Origin of the sequence: Cereibacter sphaeroides 2.4.1 (assembly GCF_000012905.2) — a bacterium.
Taxonomy (GTDB): Bacteria; Pseudomonadota; Alphaproteobacteria; order Rhodobacterales; family Rhodobacteraceae; genus Cereibacter_A; species Cereibacter_A sphaeroides.
Genome location: NC_007490.2, coordinates 47,395 through 62,554, shown reverse-complemented (window position 1 = coordinate 62,554; position 15,160 = coordinate 47,395). Strand labels below are relative to the sequence as shown.

Annotated in this window: 15 protein-coding genes, 2 pseudogenes and 2 other annotated features; of the genes and pseudogenes, 3 read left to right on the top strand and 14 right to left on the bottom strand. The window is 67.1% G+C overall.

Annotated elements, in window-relative coordinates:
* Position 1: 1 nt before the first annotated feature.
* Positions 2-346, bottom strand: a pseudogene (locus tag RSP_RS21220) (IS110 family transposase); the annotation flags it as partial.
* 258 nt (positions 347-604) lie between these two features.
* On the opposite strand from RSP_RS21220, the pseudogene RSP_RS21215 reads away from it, so the two are divergent.
* Positions 605-856, top strand: a pseudogene (locus tag RSP_RS21215) (transposase domain-containing protein); the annotation flags it as partial.
* Between the two features lie 406 nt (positions 857-1,262).
* Here the strand turns inward: RSP_RS21215 and arsJ are convergent.
* The 3 genes from arsJ to RSP_RS21200 are packed head-to-tail and all read right to left on the bottom strand — an operon-like array spanning position 1,263 to position 4,364.
* Positions 1,263-2,501, bottom strand: coding sequence for an organoarsenical effux MFS transporter ArsJ (gene arsJ, locus RSP_RS21210; RefSeq protein WP_011331467.1), 1,239 nt, complete (start codon positions 2,499-2,501; stop codon positions 1,263-1,265).
* Between the two features lie 43 nt (positions 2,502-2,544).
* Positions 2,545-3,552 (bottom strand): ArsJ-associated glyceraldehyde-3-phosphate dehydrogenase, encoded by a 1,008-nt coding sequence (locus RSP_RS21205; RefSeq protein ID WP_011331466.1) that lies wholly within the window; start codon positions 3,550-3,552, stop codon positions 2,545-2,547.
* Positions 3,552-4,364 carry a metalloregulator ArsR/SmtB family transcription factor gene (locus tag RSP_RS21200; protein ID WP_011331465.1) on the bottom strand — a complete coding sequence of 271 codons (813 nt, stop codon included), beginning with the start codon at positions 4,362-4,364 and terminating at the stop codon, positions 3,552-3,554. Before RSP_RS21200 ends, RSP_RS21205 begins: the two co-directional genes overlap by 1 nt.
* Before the next feature lie 418 nt (positions 4,365-4,782).
* Between RSP_RS21200 and RSP_RS21195 the strand changes: the two genes are divergently transcribed.
* Positions 4,783-5,952, top strand: a complete 1,170-nt coding sequence (locus RSP_RS21195; RefSeq protein ID WP_050988691.1) for an acyltransferase family protein — start codon at positions 4,783-4,785, stop codon at positions 5,950-5,952.
* Between the two features lie 237 nt (positions 5,953-6,189).
* Positions 6,190-6,345 (top strand): hypothetical protein, encoded by a 156-nt coding sequence (locus RSP_RS22315; RefSeq protein ID WP_011331463.1) that lies wholly within the window; start codon positions 6,190-6,192, stop codon positions 6,343-6,345.
* Between the two features lie 71 nt (positions 6,346-6,416).
* On the opposite strand, the gene RSP_RS21190 is transcribed toward RSP_RS22315, so the two are convergent.
* The 10 genes from RSP_RS21190 to RSP_RS21145 all read right to left on the bottom strand — a co-directional run bounded on the left by RSP_RS21190 (position 6,417) and on the right by RSP_RS21145 (position 14,897).
* Positions 6,417-7,544, bottom strand: coding sequence for a glycosyltransferase family 4 protein (locus tag RSP_RS21190; RefSeq protein WP_011331462.1), 1,128 nt, complete (start codon positions 7,542-7,544; stop codon positions 6,417-6,419).
* A gap of 155 nt (positions 7,545-7,699) precedes the next feature.
* Positions 7,700-7,756 (bottom strand) — a sequence feature (sul1 is cis-regulatory element that is thought to sense ions involved in sulfur or methionine metabolism; They are found in Alphaproteobacteria).
* A gap of 420 nt (positions 7,757-8,176) precedes the next feature.
* On the bottom strand, positions 8,177-8,743 hold the full coding sequence (locus RSP_RS21185) for a hypothetical protein (protein WP_227590686.1): 567 nt from the start codon (positions 8,741-8,743) through the stop codon (positions 8,177-8,179).
* 112 nt (positions 8,744-8,855) lie between these two features.
* Positions 8,856-9,173 carry a rhodanese-like domain-containing protein gene (locus RSP_RS21180; protein ID WP_011331461.1) on the bottom strand — a complete coding sequence of 106 codons (318 nt, stop codon included), beginning with the start codon at positions 9,171-9,173 and terminating at the stop codon, positions 8,856-8,858.
* Positions 9,170-9,400: a thioredoxin family protein gene (locus RSP_RS21175; RefSeq protein ID WP_011331460.1), complete on the bottom strand. Its 231-nt coding sequence runs from the start codon at positions 9,398-9,400 to the stop codon at positions 9,170-9,172. The genes RSP_RS21180 and RSP_RS21175 overlap by 4 nt, the downstream gene beginning before the upstream one ends.
* A 12-nt stretch (positions 9,401-9,412) precedes the next feature.
* On the bottom strand, positions 9,413-10,471 hold the full coding sequence (locus RSP_RS21170; RefSeq protein ID WP_011331459.1) for a permease: 1,059 nt from the start codon (positions 10,469-10,471) through the stop codon (positions 9,413-9,415).
* The gene (locus RSP_RS21165) at positions 10,468-10,752 is read right to left on the bottom strand and encodes an ArsR/SmtB family transcription factor (RefSeq protein ID WP_011331458.1); all 285 of its coding nucleotides are present in this window, start codon (positions 10,750-10,752) and stop codon (positions 10,468-10,470) included. Before RSP_RS21165 ends, RSP_RS21170 begins: the two co-directional genes overlap by 4 nt.
* A 170-nt stretch (positions 10,753-10,922) precedes the next feature.
* A complete protein-coding gene (locus RSP_RS21160; RefSeq protein ID WP_011331457.1) occupies positions 10,923-12,173 on the bottom strand; it encodes an MFS transporter in 1,251 nt (416 codons plus the stop codon).
* Positions 12,174-12,204: 31 nt separating this feature from the next.
* Positions 12,205-12,540: a TraR/DksA family transcriptional regulator gene (locus RSP_RS21155; protein WP_011331456.1), complete on the bottom strand. Its 336-nt coding sequence runs from the start codon at positions 12,538-12,540 to the stop codon at positions 12,205-12,207.
* 6 nt (positions 12,541-12,546) lie between these two features.
* Positions 12,547-13,395 carry a universal stress protein gene (locus tag RSP_RS21150; RefSeq protein WP_017140509.1) on the bottom strand — a complete coding sequence of 283 codons (849 nt, stop codon included), beginning with the start codon at positions 13,393-13,395 and terminating at the stop codon, positions 12,547-12,549.
* An 11-nt stretch (positions 13,396-13,406) separates the two neighbouring features.
* Positions 13,407-14,897: a SulP family inorganic anion transporter gene (locus RSP_RS21145; RefSeq protein WP_011331455.1), complete on the bottom strand. Its 1,491-nt coding sequence runs from the start codon at positions 14,895-14,897 to the stop codon at positions 13,407-13,409.
* Positions 14,898-14,961: 64 nt separating this feature from the next.
* Positions 14,962-15,019: a sequence feature (sul1 is cis-regulatory element that is thought to sense ions involved in sulfur or methionine metabolism; They are found in Alphaproteobacteria), on the bottom strand.
* Positions 15,020-15,160: the final 141 nt, after the last annotated feature.

Here is a 15,160-nt window from a genome sequence, read left to right as displayed (position 1 = left end):
GACGCAGGTTCAGGGTATCGTCATCCGCGGCCCAGACCTCTGGCAAGAAGCCGGCGGCATGAAGCTGCGCCAGGATCTTCGCGTCGACCTTGTCGGTCTTCACGCGCGCGTGGGCGATGGCCTTCACCTGAAGTGGGTTCGCGATCACGACCCTGGCCACGAACGGCGTCAGCAACCTTACGATGGCCGAGGTGTTCCCGGTCGCCTCCAGAATGACCTCGTCATCTTTTCGGAGCTTCTGCCCGAAGGCCACCACAGCGTCGTGCTCGAGTTCCACCCGGAATTCTACCGTGACCTTGCCCCGATCAAAGACCGCGACCTGCGCAAAACTCCGATGCACATCCATTCCGATCGACCGCATGCAAATCCTCCCTGTTGTCGATGAGGGAGTGCGCGGGCTGTGCGACATCTACGGATACGCGCTCGTAGCGCAGACGGGATAGTTGCAGGGGCGGCCAGATAACAACGCGAGCTCGCAGCTCAAAGTCAATTCGGCCTGCCCGCATCTTCGCACTCCGACGCCCCTGTCCCGACACGACAGTTCTAACATGACAGGGTAAAATCTGCCGAGCGTTCGCGGGGCGCCGATGGCAACATGCCCGATAACAACGCGGCCGAGCGCGCACTGCGCGGTATCGCATTGGGACGAAAATCCTGGCTCTTCACCGGCTCCGGGCACGGCGGCGATTGGGCTGCCTTGATGTATTCCCTGATCGTCACCGCCAAGATGAACGACATCGACCCACAGGCTTGGCTCGCCGACGTCCTGGCGAGATATCCCAACACAACGGTCTCACGGGTGCCGGACCTTCTGCCGTGGAAGTGGCAGCCATCGGAGCGCCAACTCGCTACATGACCGCGGCCTATGCTGGATGCTTACGTTGCGCGCTGGGTCGCAGCAGGCATGCCTGACCCGAAGCGGCCTTCACGCTAAGCGACCAGTGTCTTTCCTGCCCGTCGTGCCCTGCGCAGCATGATGCCAGACGCCGGCACGAAGAGCGGTCTTGCCGACCGTCGCAGCTGTGGCATGCATCCTCAGAAACCCTCAATAACCGCAAATCGAAAGAACCCAATCGCAAGGAGAGCGATCGACACAAGTCAAAGCCGCTTGGCAATGGAGGTCCGGCAGATGACGGCATTCGACTGGCCGGTGTGTGACATCGCGCTTTCTGCATATCGGCCGTACTAGTGCACCGTCTGCGACGCTCGAGCGACCTCTGCGACAGCACCGACTCTGCTGCCGCCAGGGCGGAGTTGAACCGTCAGGCCTGTTCCGCTCCCCCGAACCGTCGCGCCGCGAGCCAGCTTCCGGCGGCCATGGCGCCCGCGGTGGCAAGGCAGAGCGGCAGGCCGCCCCACTGGTAGCTGAGGCCCGAGAGCAGCGTGCCGATCAGGCGACCCGCGGCGTTCGCCATGTAGTAGAAGCCCACGTCCATCGTCACCCGCTCGGCCTTCGAGACGGCGAGGATCAGGTAGGAGTGCAGCGACGAGTTCACCGCGAAGACGAAGCCGAAGAGCAGAAGCCCCGCCACCAGCGTCAGCGTCAGCCACAGGGCCGGTCCGCCCGCCGCCAGTGCCAGCGCCGCGAGCGCGAAGGGGATCGGCACCAGCCACCCGGCCCAGCGGCGGGCCTGGGCTGCGGCGTCTCCGCGGATCAGCCGGGGCGCCATCCCCTGCACCGCGCCGTAGCCGATGATCCAGAGCGCCATGAAGCCGCCGATCAGGAAGAAGGCCTCGCGCCGGCCCTCGGCGGTGCCGTCCGACAGGACGGACTGGAAATAGACCGGGATGCCCACCACGAACCACACGTCGCGCGCGCCGAACAGGAACATCCGCGCCAGCGACAGCCGGATGACGGCGGGATCGCGCGACCAGACCGAGGCGAATTTCGTGCCCTTCACGCCGCAGGGCAGGCCCTCGGGCATCCAGAGCACCACCGCCAGCAGGATCGCCGCCAGCACCGCCGCCATCCCCCAGACCGCCGCCTGAAAGCCCGCCAGCGCCAGCAAGGCGGCGCCGAGGAAGAAGCCCGCCCCCTTCACCGCGTTCTTCGATCCCGTCAGCAGCGCCACCCACCGGAACAGCCCGTCACCCGCCGGCGCCAGCACCTTGACCGCACTTTTCGAGGACATCTTGGCCAGATCCTTGGCCACGCCCGACACCCCCTGCACCGCCATGACGAAGGCGACCGAGGCGGGAATGCTCCACGCCGGGTCCAGCATCGCCAGCGCGCCAAGCGCCCCGATCTGCAGCCCGAGGCCTGCGTAAAGCGTCGAGGTCAGCCCGAACCGCGCGGCCAGCCAGCCAGCCGACAGGTTGGTCACGATCCCGGCAAGTTCATAAAGCAGGAAAAGCCAGGCCAGCTGCACCGGCGAGAAGCCCAGGCCGTTGAAATGCAGCAGTACCAGCATCCGCAGCGCGCCGTCGCTGAGCATGAAGGCCCAGTAGGCGGCGGTGACGGCGGCATAGGCCCGAAGGCCCGACGAGGTGGCGAGGCTCATGATCCGGACCGCTCGGCAGGCCGGACGCCGGGGAATGGGCGGCTCATGTCAGGCTCTCCGCCACCAGCCGGGTGATGTCGGCCATCCGGCAGGCATAGCCCCATTCGTTGTCATACCAGGCGTAGATCTTCACCTGCGTGCCGCCCACCACCATGGTCGAGGCCGCATCGACCACCGCCGACCGGGGATCATTCAGGAAATCCGACGAGACCAGCGGCCGCTCCTCATAGCCGAGGATGCCTTTCAGCGGCCCGGCAGCGGCTTCGGCGAAGAGGGCGTTGACCTCCTCGGCCGTGGTCGGGCGCTCGACCTCGAAGACGCAGTCGGTCAGCGAGGCATTCAGCAGCGGCACCCGCACCGCATGGCCGTTCAGCCGGCCCTTCAGCTCGGGGTAGATCAGCCCGATCGCGGTGGCCGAGCCGGTCGAGGTCGGGATCAGGTTCGCCAGCGCCGAGCGGGCGCGGCGCATGTTCTTCGCCGGCCGGTCCACGATGGTTTGGGTATTGGTCACGTCATGGATCGTGGTGATCGAGCCATGCCGGATGCCCAACCTCTCGTGGATCACCTTCACCACCGGCGCGAGGCAGTTCGTCGTGCAGGAGGCCGCCGTCACCAGCCGCTGGCTGCCGTCGTAGAGCTGGTGATTGATCCCATAGACCAGGTTCAGCGCCCCGCCATCCTTCACCGGCGCCGAGACCACGACCTTCTTCACCGCCTCGAAATAGGGCGCGATTTTCGCGGCGGTCTTGAAGACGCCGGTGCAGTCAACCACCAGATCGACACCCAGCTCGCCCAGCGGCAGATCCTCGATCCGCCGTTCGCGCCGCAGCGGGATGCGGTGGCCGGCGAGCGTCAGGCTCTCGGCGTCATGCGTCACCGGCGTCGTCCAGCGGCCGTGAACGCTGTCGAACTCCATCAGCAGCGCGTGCTGCGCCGGATCGCCCTCAGCATCGTTCAGAAGCATGATCCCGTCGCCCATGCCGCGGTCGATCAGTTCGCGCAGCAAGAGTTTCCCCATCCGCCCGAGGCCGTTGATCGCGATCCGCGCCATCAGGCCTCTCCCAGCCGGTCGAGGTGCTGCTGCAGGGCCAGCCGCTCCAGCTGGTCGAAGGGCAGCTGGGTGAAAGCCGAGATCCGGCGATGCAGCTCGCCGAAGGCCTTGGCGAAGGCAAGGCCCTTCTCGGCATCCGTGCCCTCGGCCTTCGCCGGGTCGGGCATCCCCCAATGGGCGGTCAGCGGCTGCCCCGGCCAGGGCGCGCATTCGTCAGACGCCGCCTGATCGCAGACGGTGAAGACGAAATCCATCCGCGGAGCCTCCGGCCCCTCGAACTCCGCGACATGCTTCGAACGCAGGCCCGAGGTATCGAGCCCGTTGCGCTCCAGTACCTCGATCGCGAAGGGGTTGAGCACGCTGTTCGGCCGCGTCCCCGCCGAGAAGGCGCGGAAGCGGGTGCCGCCGAGGCTGCGCAGGATTGCCTCGGCAAAGATCGAGCGGGCGGAATTGCCCGAGCAGATGAAAAGCACGTTGAAGGGGCGGTCCATGTCGATCTCCGTTGGATGCGTGGGCATCAGGTCGGGGCGCCCCCGGCCGCAGTCCTGGCCGAGGTAGGCAATCAGCGCCGCCAGTTCGGGCAGCCGCACGGTGTAGAACAGCGAGCGTCCCTCGCGCGCCGAGCCGATCAGGCCCGCCCCCTCCAGTTCGGCCAGATGGTGCGAGAGAGTGTTCGACTTCATCCCGAGCGTCCCCGCGATCTCGGTCGGCCGTACACCCCGCGGCGCATGCCGCAAAAGCAGCCGGACGACGGAGAGGCGGCCGGGATGGCCGAGAGCGGCAAAGTGACGGGTGGCAGCTTCATATTCCATAATTCGGGACTTATGGAATAATGCAGGCACGCGTCAAGCGAAGCTTTTGTGACGAGACCTGCGGGCAGGGAACCAGGCCAAGGGACCCACGCCCTGCCGCCAGCTCGGCGTGAACGGCAGCGTCGGGGCGAGGATGTATCGAAACCCGTCGGCGCAGTGGTCCCTGGCGGCATGTCCGGCGCCGGCAGGTTTCCGCACTGCTGTGACTGCATCTGCCGTTCATGGCCCTAGAAGTACACCTGCAAAAGGAGGCGTCAAACCGGATCGGTTCATCCTTGATCAGGTGACGGCTCCAAACTCGGTGGACATCGCTCCGAAAGGCTCTACCTAAACCCTGTTTCGAGGTCTGGGCGCTCCTGGCGCCCGATCATCTCCCTCGACCCACCAGTGTTTTCAACGGAGCATTTTCATGGCTTCCATGGCCGTATCGGCTTTGCCGGCGACCCGGATTGCGGCATTTGACGGTCTCCGGGGCGTGGCCGCAGTCATCGTGGTCCTATATCACTACCTCTGCCTGATGCATCCGAACTTTGCGCCCTCGATGGGCACGAGCCTCACCGCACTGGCCGACACGCCGCTCCACATGCTCTGGAACGGACGCTTTGCGGTGGCCGTGTTCTTCGTCCTCTCGGGCTTCGTCATGGCCGCCGCGGCGGACCGGCGCAGGGAGGCGCTGATCGCGAACAGTGTCACCCGCTACCTGCGCCTCGCCCTGCCGGTGACGGCAAGCTGCCTGCTGGCTTGGATCTGGCTAACCGCCTTTCCGGACAGCGCGCGCGCCCTGCAGCAGACGCTCGCCGAGCCGTCGCGCTGGCTGAACTTCACCTATCAGGAGCCGATCAAGCCCGCGTGGTATGCTGTGGCCGATGGTCTCGCCGCCACTTTCCTCCGCGGCTATTCGCGGTTCAACAACGTGCTCTGGACGATGCAGATCGAGCTTGTCGGCTCGCTCGGGATCTTCCTGCTCTATTTCCTAGCGCAGGGCAGGATCCGCCTCTACATGCTGGCCGCCTCCGGGCTGGCGATTGTCGCATGGTTGCCCGACTCCTACCTCGCCTTCGTCCTCGGGGCCGCGCTCTACGAGGCGCAACGGCGCGAGGTGCTGCTGCCCGTGCCGTCGGCCGTTCCGCTGGCCGCGCTGGTGGGGGCGGTCCTGCTCGGCTCACCGGGCGAAGGGGCGCACCTGCGCCTCGATCTGCCGGACGTCCCCGAACAATGGCACGTCGGCCGCCCGAGGGGCCTTGTCCCGGTGCTGGCGGCGGGTCTTCTGCTTTACGCGGTGCTGACACTGCCCGCAATGGCACGGATCTTCGCGACCCCCGTGCCGCTCTTTCTCGGACGGATATCGTTCGGCCTTTATCTCGTGCATGTGCCGCCGCTTTACACGGTGGTGGCCTCGGCGCATCTGCACGGTACGCCCGAGCTGCCGCTCGCCTTCGGCTATTTCGCCGGGACGCTACTTCTCGCCTTGCTGTTCACCAGTGCGGTGGATGAGCCGCTGCTGCGGCGCCTGACCGGACTGCGACGATGGCTCGCCGCCGCGACGGTGCCGCCTGCGGCGGTATTCCGGCGCGGACCTCGTTCCTGACCAGTGCCGGCCGAGCGCCCGGCCGGATGAGACGAGTGCCTTGGTGTTACTTGAGCCGATGAGCCAGTGGACCGCCCCGGCCGCCGCATTCCAAGGAAGCATTTCACGCTTGCCACGCATTTCCGCTACAGTCCGCAATTGGGCATTTCATTGGGGCGGGCGAGGGCGACACGTTTTACTACGAAGGACCGCGCCGTCCCGTGGTCGCCGCTCTCGCGGACGGTTACTGCCTAAAAGGTGCTCAACATCCTGCCGCTGGCCAACTCGATCACCCATGGCGTGATCAATCCCGGCGATACCGAAGGCGGCGGCTGCCGGACCGGCCTGCAGGCGCAGGGGGCGCATACGCTCGTCGTACTCTCGGCCGACAACAGCCTGCTTTGCAGAACGTGATCGTGACTGAAACACAGCCGCGGCTCGTCTTCCTCGATCTTCTCGTCTGTTAGGGCCGCCGACCGCCGTCGTCACACGAGCAGAAGCGCCATGGCGAGCAGGTGAGCGGTCCGCGCGCTTGCCCGGCTCACGCCGCGCGAGACCGTCGCGCGCAGCACGTCGAGAAACGCGGCGAGCTGCTGGCGCCCCTGGATCTCGGGGCGCCCTGCATGGGCTCTCGCCTGAATTGCAAGCCGCTCGTACTCCGCCGGATCGTCCCAGAGCCTGCGCACCGCCGCAACCCAGGCCGCGAGGGGCGCCTCGGCATCCACGATCAGCCCGCCGGGGCCAATCGCCTCGGGCAGGCCGCCGCGACTGGAGCCGATAACGGGCAGGCCGCAGAATTGCGCCTCGGTTGCCACCCGTCCCCACGCCTCCTGCCAGAGGCTCGGGGCGAGGACAAATCGCGCCTTGCCGTAGACTGCCTTCATGTCGGCGGTGCGGCCCTGCGGCCGCACGTTAGGCAGATCCGCCAGGCGCGCCTCCAGCGCCGCACGCCGCTCGGGGCTGAGCGGCCAACTCTCCTGAAAGACGAAGGGGATGTCGGGGCAGTGGCCTGCCACGCCAAGGGCGATCTCAAGCCCCTTCACCGGCACCGGATTGATGAAGGTGACGTTCTCGCGGCTGCTTTCCGTGCGGTAAAGAGCCGATTCGACCAAGGGCGGGATGACCCGCGGGCGGATGCCGAAGGCCGTCCGGCAACTAGTGGCGGTGAAGCGCGAATTGGCGATATAGGCGGCAGATCGCACCGAGGCCGGATCGCCGCCGATGTCTTCGAAGTCTACGTTGCGGAAGTAGAAGACGACCGCGATGCCCTCGGCCTCAAAGGAGCGGGCGAGGGCGAGAGCGCGCCCGGTATTGTCGTTCTGGACCACCGCCACATGCGGGCGGAAGCGGCGGATCACCTCGCCCGCGTCGCGCGGATCCCAGGTGCGAAAGACGGGGTAGCCCCGCGCGCGGTCGACCGCATAATGCCGCCGCAGGACGCGGCGCTGGAGCCGGCTGTAAAGTTCGACCCAGCCGCCGCCCTCGAGGCCAGAGAGCACGGCGGCCGAATGCCCCTCGGCGAGCAGCGCGCGCACCAGCTGGTCTGTGCTGGACTGGGCGCCGCCCGAGCGCTGCGGCAGGTAAGGGTCGCCCAACGTGAAGAGAACGCGCATGCGCTCGACCCGAGGTGAGGGGTCCTGAGCGGGGGCCTGACTCGGCAGCACTTGTGGCGGACGCAGAACGTCCGTCTGACGGGTATGGCGTGGCATCGCTTTCTTTCCACTCCTTGCCAGCAGCCGCCCGGATCGGGAGGTCGGAATCGGGGAACGTCGCTCCGGCGGATTGGCGGCCGGAATAGCCACCCGGGATGAAACCGGGATCCAAGGTAGACCTCGACCATGCTGCAATCGAGGCGATCTTACTAGGATAAAACTAATCCTTAAGTTGATAAATGTTCCTGATCAGAATGTTGCTGCCGGGTTGGCGGTCGGCTACCGCTGCAAAGTACGCCCGGCCTCTCAAGGGAAGACAGAACCTGCTACGGATATCACGCAACAGGGATCGTGACTGGCGCTTCGTTTCGGTCCGCGCGTCGTCCGGCGTTGGTGCCCGGCATCCCTTCCCCTGCGGTCGCGACGGAAACAGCAGCGGATCGCGGGCGGTCAGGGCCGCGGCCCGCCCCGCGCACGCCCGCATCATGCCACGCCTCGCGCGGAATTCGCCCGGAGCCGGGGCGTCAGGTAGCCCCGCCACGCGCGATGCTGCGCCGGAGACCCAGAGGCCGAAGGCCGCCGTCGCTCAGCGTCTACGCCACGAGTGATGTCTCGGCAGCCAGCCTGACGCACAGGGCGTCCACACGTCCATCGCACCGGTGGATCGTCACCATCGGGCAGGTCATCACCACCTCGATCTCGTCCGTGCCCCGTAGGCCCAGGCCTTCCGGCGTGATCCCCGGCGGCAGCTTCACCGGCGGGATGCCAATGACGATCAAGTTCGCACGGTGGATCCGGTCGAAGCCGACCGCTAGGACCGCGTGCACGCCAAGAAGCGCCGGCCCCTCGGTCGCCCAGTCGCGCGACGAGCCCATGCCATAGCGTTCGCCCAAAACGAGCACGTTCGTAGTGCCCGCCTGACGATGGTGGTCCGCCTCCCGCCAGCGCGGCAGGATCGTGCTATCGGGAGGCACCGTAGACCTCGGCGGCAGCGCCTCGGCCAGTAGGTTGCGCACGTTTCGGTTGTGTAAAGCCCGCGCGGCATGATTCCTCAGTTGCCACGCCGGACCGGGAACACGTTGAGATTGCCCGGATCCTCCCTGCGCGCAATCAGCCAGTGGCTCGTGTTGCCCTGCGCCGGGATCTGGCCGACGAGCCATATGTGGTCAATCGTGACTTCGTCGCCCAGCACAAGAAGCAGCCGCGCCCGGAAGGCTTGCAGCGCTGGCGCCGGATCGAGACGCGCGATCGGCGGCCGGCGCGGTGGCCACTTTACAACGGCAGCCAGTATTTCGGGTCCGCAAGCTGGCCCACGCGATGATCGCACGCCTTCGGGAGCCGGACGTTCCGCAGATCGTCGTGATCAACCCGGAAGCGCCAGGCCACCACCACCTCGCGCTCGCGTAGCACCTCGGCACAGCGCGCCTCGAACTGGCTGAGCGGGATCGACAGGACCTCGGCCTCGGCAAAGCCCACGGCGGCCTGCTCGTCGGCCTCGCGCACGTCGACGAGCAGCGCGCCCGAAGCCAGCGCTTTTCGGGTCGAGGTCGGGCAAAGCTGGCGCGCCTCGGGCAACTCGCGGGCGGTCATTTCAGCCACTCCTTCACCTGATCGCGCGTGGGGACCGAGCCGGTGTGGACCACCCTCCCCTCGACCACGACGCCGGGGGTGGACATGACGCCATAGCCCACGATCTCACGCATGCCCTCGACCTTGGTCACGGTCACCGGCACGCCTTGGGCCTTCGCCGCCTCCTCGATCACCTCGACGGTCGCGCGACATTTCACGCAACCGGGGCCGAGCACCTTAATATCCATTGGAAAGCCCTTTCAGAACAGCAGGTTGAACAGGAAGCCCACGGCGAGGATGCCGGCGCCCACCACCCCCACGAAGACCGCGATCAGCCGGAGCGTCAGCACCTGACGCAGGATGATCATCTCGGGCAACGAGAGCGCGATCACCGACATCATGAAGGCCAGCACCGTGCCGAGCGCCGCGCCCTTGCCCAGCAGTGCCTCGACGATCGGGATCACGCCGGCGGCGTTGGTGTACATCGGGATGCCCATGATGACCGCGGCCGGCACCGACCACCAGGCCTCCGCCCCCATGATGCGCACCATCAGGTCCTCGGGCACATAGCCGTGGATCAGCGCGCCCATCCCGATGCCGAGGATGATCCATTTCCACACCCGGCCGAAGATTTCGCGCACCGCTTCAAGCCCCAGCCGGTAGCGGTCGACCAGCGTCAGCCGCGCCCCGTCCACGGCCGCCGGGGTCGCGGCGCCGGAATGGATGTCGCGCACCCAGTCCTGCAGCCAGCCCTCCAGATTCAGCCGGCCGATCACCCAGCCCGCAACGATGGCGATCAGCAGGCCGAACCCGAAATAGGTCAGCGCGACCTCCCAGCCGACAAGGCCGAACAGCAGCACCAGCGCCACCTCGTTCACCATCGGCGCCGAGATCAGGAAGGAAAACGTCACCCCCAGCGGCACCCCGGCCGAGACGAGGCCGATGAACAGCGGCACCGCCGAGCAGGAACAGAACGGCGTCACCACCCCGAGGCTGGCGGCCATAACATTGCCCACGCCCTCGCGCTTGCCCGCCAGCAGCGCGCGGGTGCGCTCGGGGCTGAAGAAGCTGCGCACGACTCCCATGGCAAAGACGATCAGTGCCAGAAGCAGCATCACCTTGGGCACGTCGTAGAAGAAGAAGGCCAGCGCCTCGCCGGTGTGGCTGTGCCGTTCGACCGGAAGAAGCGCCACGATCGTCTCGGAGGCCGGGACAAGCTGGCGATAGACGAGCCACCAGAGCATGACGGCGGCCAGAACGCCGGCCGTCCAGATCAGGGGCGAGGCCGCGCGGGGGGTAGGGGTGGACTGCACGCTCATGCCGCTTTCCGATCCTCGGCCAGCGATGCCATGACGGCGGCAAGGACGGTGCGCACGGCCGGTGCCATCTCAGGGTTCAGCCGGTAGCGCACCCATTGAGCATCGCGACGGTCGGTGACCAGGCCCGCCTGCTTCAGCACCTGCATGTGCCGCGACATCCGGCTTTGCGTGGCGCCGAGACGCGTCATCAACTCGCACACGCAATGCTCGCTGCCGTCCCACAGGAGACTGAGGGCTGCAAGGCGGGTAGGTTCGGCAAGCGCCGAGAGTATCTGGATCATGGCGGCGACTCCGTCTCATGCGTTTATGCGCATGCGATGGATCACCTGGCCTTGATCTGGATCAGCCGGCGAAGGGCTCGCGGCGCCCACGCGCCCCGCAACCGCGATCAGATCCTCGTTCCCGGACTAGTGGGGTGCAAAGACATCCTGTCTCGCGCGTACGTGTCCGGTCAGCCAGTAGCGCTCGCAACCGTTCGTCGGCGGAGCCGCGGTTGGAGGAGCGCGTAGATCGCTGTGCAGGCAAGGCAGAACGCGGCGTAGCACACCGCCTGCCGCTCAAGGGGGATGCCGGCGTCGAGCAGCCAGCCCGCGAGGCCAGGCCCGATTGCCGAGGCCGCGACAAGCGCCGCGGTGGCCAGCGACCGCACGGCGCCGATGTGGGCGCTGCCGTAGAGTTCCACCCATACGGCGCCCATGACGGGGTTCATCACGCCTTGGGTTAGACCGAAGCCGAGGAAGATTAGCGGGATGGACCAGACCGGGGTCAGGGCCGCCACCACGAGGCAGGCGGCCGAAAGTGGCAGGAGCAGGACGGGCATCAGCCGCCAGGCGCCCAGCCGGTCGACGAGAACGCCTGCGGCGAGCGACGAGGCCGCAACCGTCACCGCCAGAACGGGGAAGAAGGCGGTGAAGGTGGTCAGATCCCAGCCTTTCGCCTCCACCAGATTGGCCTGATGGAAGATGAAGAGCGTCCCGATCCCGGGCATCGCCATGATGCCCGGCAGGATCGCCCAGAACAGCGGATCCCGCAGCACGCGCGCGCGGCGCCACTCGAGACCGGTCGCCGCCGGCGCAGGGCCTCCTGCCGGGACGGCCCCTCCTTCCGGCGAGCGGCGCAGCAGGAGGAACACCAGCGGCATCAACGCCAGGGCCAGCGTGCAGGCCGTGCCGATCCAGACGGTCCGCCAGCCGAAGGCCGTGATCGAGACGGTCAGCATGAAGGGTAGGATTGAATCCCCCAGCGTGATGCCGAACATCGCGAAGGACAGGGCCCGCCCGCGAAACCTGTCGAACCAGCGCGCCATGGCGGTCAGCGCCACATGCATCAGCATCCCCTGCCCGAAGAAGCGCAGCAGGGCCAGCGCCACCACCAGCAGCGGCAGGTTCTGGACCTGAGACATGAGAAGGGCCGTCGCCGCGAGCCCGGCCATGATCGCCAAGGCCAGCTTCCGCGGCGCGATCCGGTCGGCCAGGGCCCCGGCGAAGATCAGCCCCGTAGCGCTGGTCAGGGTCGCGAGCGTGTAGAGGCCGCCGAACAGGCCGCTGCTCAGGCCGAACTCGGCCCGCAGCACCGCATTGAACTGCGCGATGAAGTTGGTCTGGCCCGGCATGGTCGCCAGTGTCATCACCAGCCCGCCGGCAATCCAGCTGGCCTGCCGCCCCGTGAGCTCGCTGAGGGACGGCGTCCTTGTCGTCATCATTTCGAGAATATCCTTGGAACCGACGCGCCTTTCAGCGCGCGCAGCCCACGCAACGCACGAGCGTTGGGTCTAGGTCCAGCCGCTTCACGCCGATATGCTCGCCACAGGCCTCGCACCAGCCGAATTCGCCGCTTTCCAGTCGCGACAGCGCGGCTTCCACCACACGCTGGCGGGCGGCGCGGCGGACATCCACCGCCTGCGCCATCGCCTGACCCTGCAGCGCATCCATCCGCGAAAGCCGACCGACGCTCTGCTGATCCAACTCCACCGGGCGCCGGGCCTCGAGCGCGCCCTCGGACGCGGCTCTCAGTTCGGCAAGTTCGGCGCGCAGGCGCGGGCCGTAGCGGACGGCAAAATCTTCCTCCATCCCGGACTACCGGTAGACCAGCATGGGGATGGTGCAGGCGCGGATCAGGGCGGTGGTGGTCGAGCCGATGATCAGGCTGCGGATCCGGCTGTGGCCATAGGCGCCCATCACCAGCAGGTCAAAGCCCTCGGCCTCGATCTTTGCTTGCAGCGCCACCTCGGGCTCTCCGGGAACAATGCAGGTCTCGACCTCGACTCCGGCGGCCAGAAGCGTGCCGCGGGCGCGCTCGAGCTTGCGGCTGGCCTCGTCCGCGTTGCCCGCGCAGGTCAGCGTGATCGCAAGGCCGCGGAATACCGGGCTCGCCGCCATCCGGTCGATCGCCACACGCGCGCTGGCGCCGCCGTCATAGGCCACCAACACCTTGCGCACCGGCCGGTAGTCTGCGGTCGCGATGAAGACCGGCACCGTCGTCGCCCGCAGGATGCGCTCGAGGTTCGAGCCGAGATGGTCGCTGGCGAAGCCTGCCGCCTCGCCCCTCTTGCCGACCACCAGCGCCCGGATGGAGGGCTCGATCTCGGCCACCGTGTCGATCAGGTCTCCCTGCCGCAGATGGGGCGTCGCCTCGACGCTCTCGGCGGCCAGGATCGCCTGCGCATCCTCGAGGATCGCCCGCCCCTTTGCCTGCGCCAGCCGCGCCCGCGCTGCATCGAGCGCGGCCAGTTCCTCGAGCAGCGCGGTCCGCGCCCCCAGCGAGAGCGCACCGGAACGGTCACCCCGGTCCGCCGCCTCTCGTCGGCCCAGCACATGCAGGAGGTCCACTGGAAGCTCGAGCCTCTGCGCGATCCAAGCCGCATGCAGGCAGACGCTGCGCGAGAAGTCCGAACCGTCCACCAGCGCCAAAATCCTGTCCGTCATCTCATCCTCTCTCAATGCGCCACCAGCCGGTCCATCGCGCCCGGCTTGTCATGGATGGCCAGCCGGTCCACCATGGTTTCCGAGGCCTCGTTCATACCAACGATCCGCACCTCGGCACCTTCGCGGCGGAACTTCAGCACCGCCATGTCCAGCGCCTGAACCGACGAGATGTCCCAGATATGGGCGCGGCTCACGTCGATCACCACGCGGTCGAGTGCCTCACGGAAGTCGAAGGCCGCCATGAAATCCTCGACCGAGGCATAGAACAGCTGGCCCTCGACCCTATAGATCCGTTCGCGCCCGTCCTTAGACAGCTCTGATGTCACACCGAACAGCTGCGCGATCTTGGCCGCGAAGAAGATCCCCGACAGCAGGACGCCCACCAGAACGCCGATGGCCAGATTGTGGGTCCAGACCACGGTCGCCACCGTCGCCAGCATCACCACCGAGGACGAGCGCGGATGGGTGCGCAGCGACTTCACTGACGACCACGAGAAGGTGCCGATCGAGACCATGATCATGATCGCCACCAGCGCCGCCATCGGGATCCGGCTGACCAGATCGCCCAGCACGACCACCATGAACAGCAGGTAGACCCCGGCGGCAAAGGACGACAGTCGCCCGCGCCCGCCCGACTTCACGTTGATGATCGACTGGCCGATCATGGCGCAGCCCGCCATGCCGCCGATGAAGCCGGTGGCGGTGTTGGCCAGACCCTGGCCGATGCACTCCTGGTTGCGGTTCGAGCGCGTGTCGGTCAGGTCGTCCACGATGTTCTGCGTCATCAGGCTTTCCAGAAGCCCCACCACCGCGACGGCGATGGAATAGGGCAGGATGATCTGCAGCGTCTCGAAGGTCAGGGGGATGTCGGGGATCAGGAACATGGGCAGCGTGTCGGGCAGCGCGCCCATGTCGCCCACCGTCCGCACATCGAGCCCCAGCGCGAAGGTCAGCGCCGTCAGCACGACGATGGTGACGAGCGGCGAGGGCACGGCGCGGGTGATCCGCGGGAACAGGTAGATGATCGCAAGCCCGCCCGCCACCAGCAGGTAGGTCAGTGGCGGCACGGTCCGGGGATCGAGTTCGGGCAGCTGCGCCAGGAAGATCAGGATCGCCAGCGCATTGACGAAGCCCGTCATCACCGAGCGCGAAACGTAGCGCATGACGAAGCCCAGCCGCAGGAAGCCCGCGCTGGTCTGGATCAGCCCCGCCAGCACGGTCGCCGCCAGCAGATATTCCAGCCCGTGATCGCGCACGAGGGTCACCATCAGCACGGCGGTCGCGGCGGTGGCGGCCGAGATCATCCCTGGCCGTCCGCCCGCGATGGCGGTGATGACGGCGATCGAGAAGGAGGCGTAGAGCCCCACCTTCGGATCGACCCCGGCGATGATAGAGAAGGCGATGGCCTCGGGGATGAGGGCAAGCGCCACGACAATGCCCGAAAGCAGGTCGCCCCGCAGGTTGCCCAGCCACTCCTGGCGGTAGGTGGTCAAAGAAATCATGAATAATCCGTTCTGGACCGGCAGTGGCCCTTGGCCCGCCGGTAACGTTCCGTCTGTTTTGAACGGTGGTCCGGCGGATCGGCGGCCGGAGGAGCCACCCGGGGATCGCACCCGGGTCCTGACGAATGCCCCGCCTTTAAACCATGTGCGCCGCGATTCCAAGCGGCTGCCACTTGGATTTGCCGTCCTTGGCAGACCTCGAGCTCGTGAATAGGGCAGTGATAAGCGGAGGAGCTCGGCCGTGCTGCAGCGATCGCGCCAGC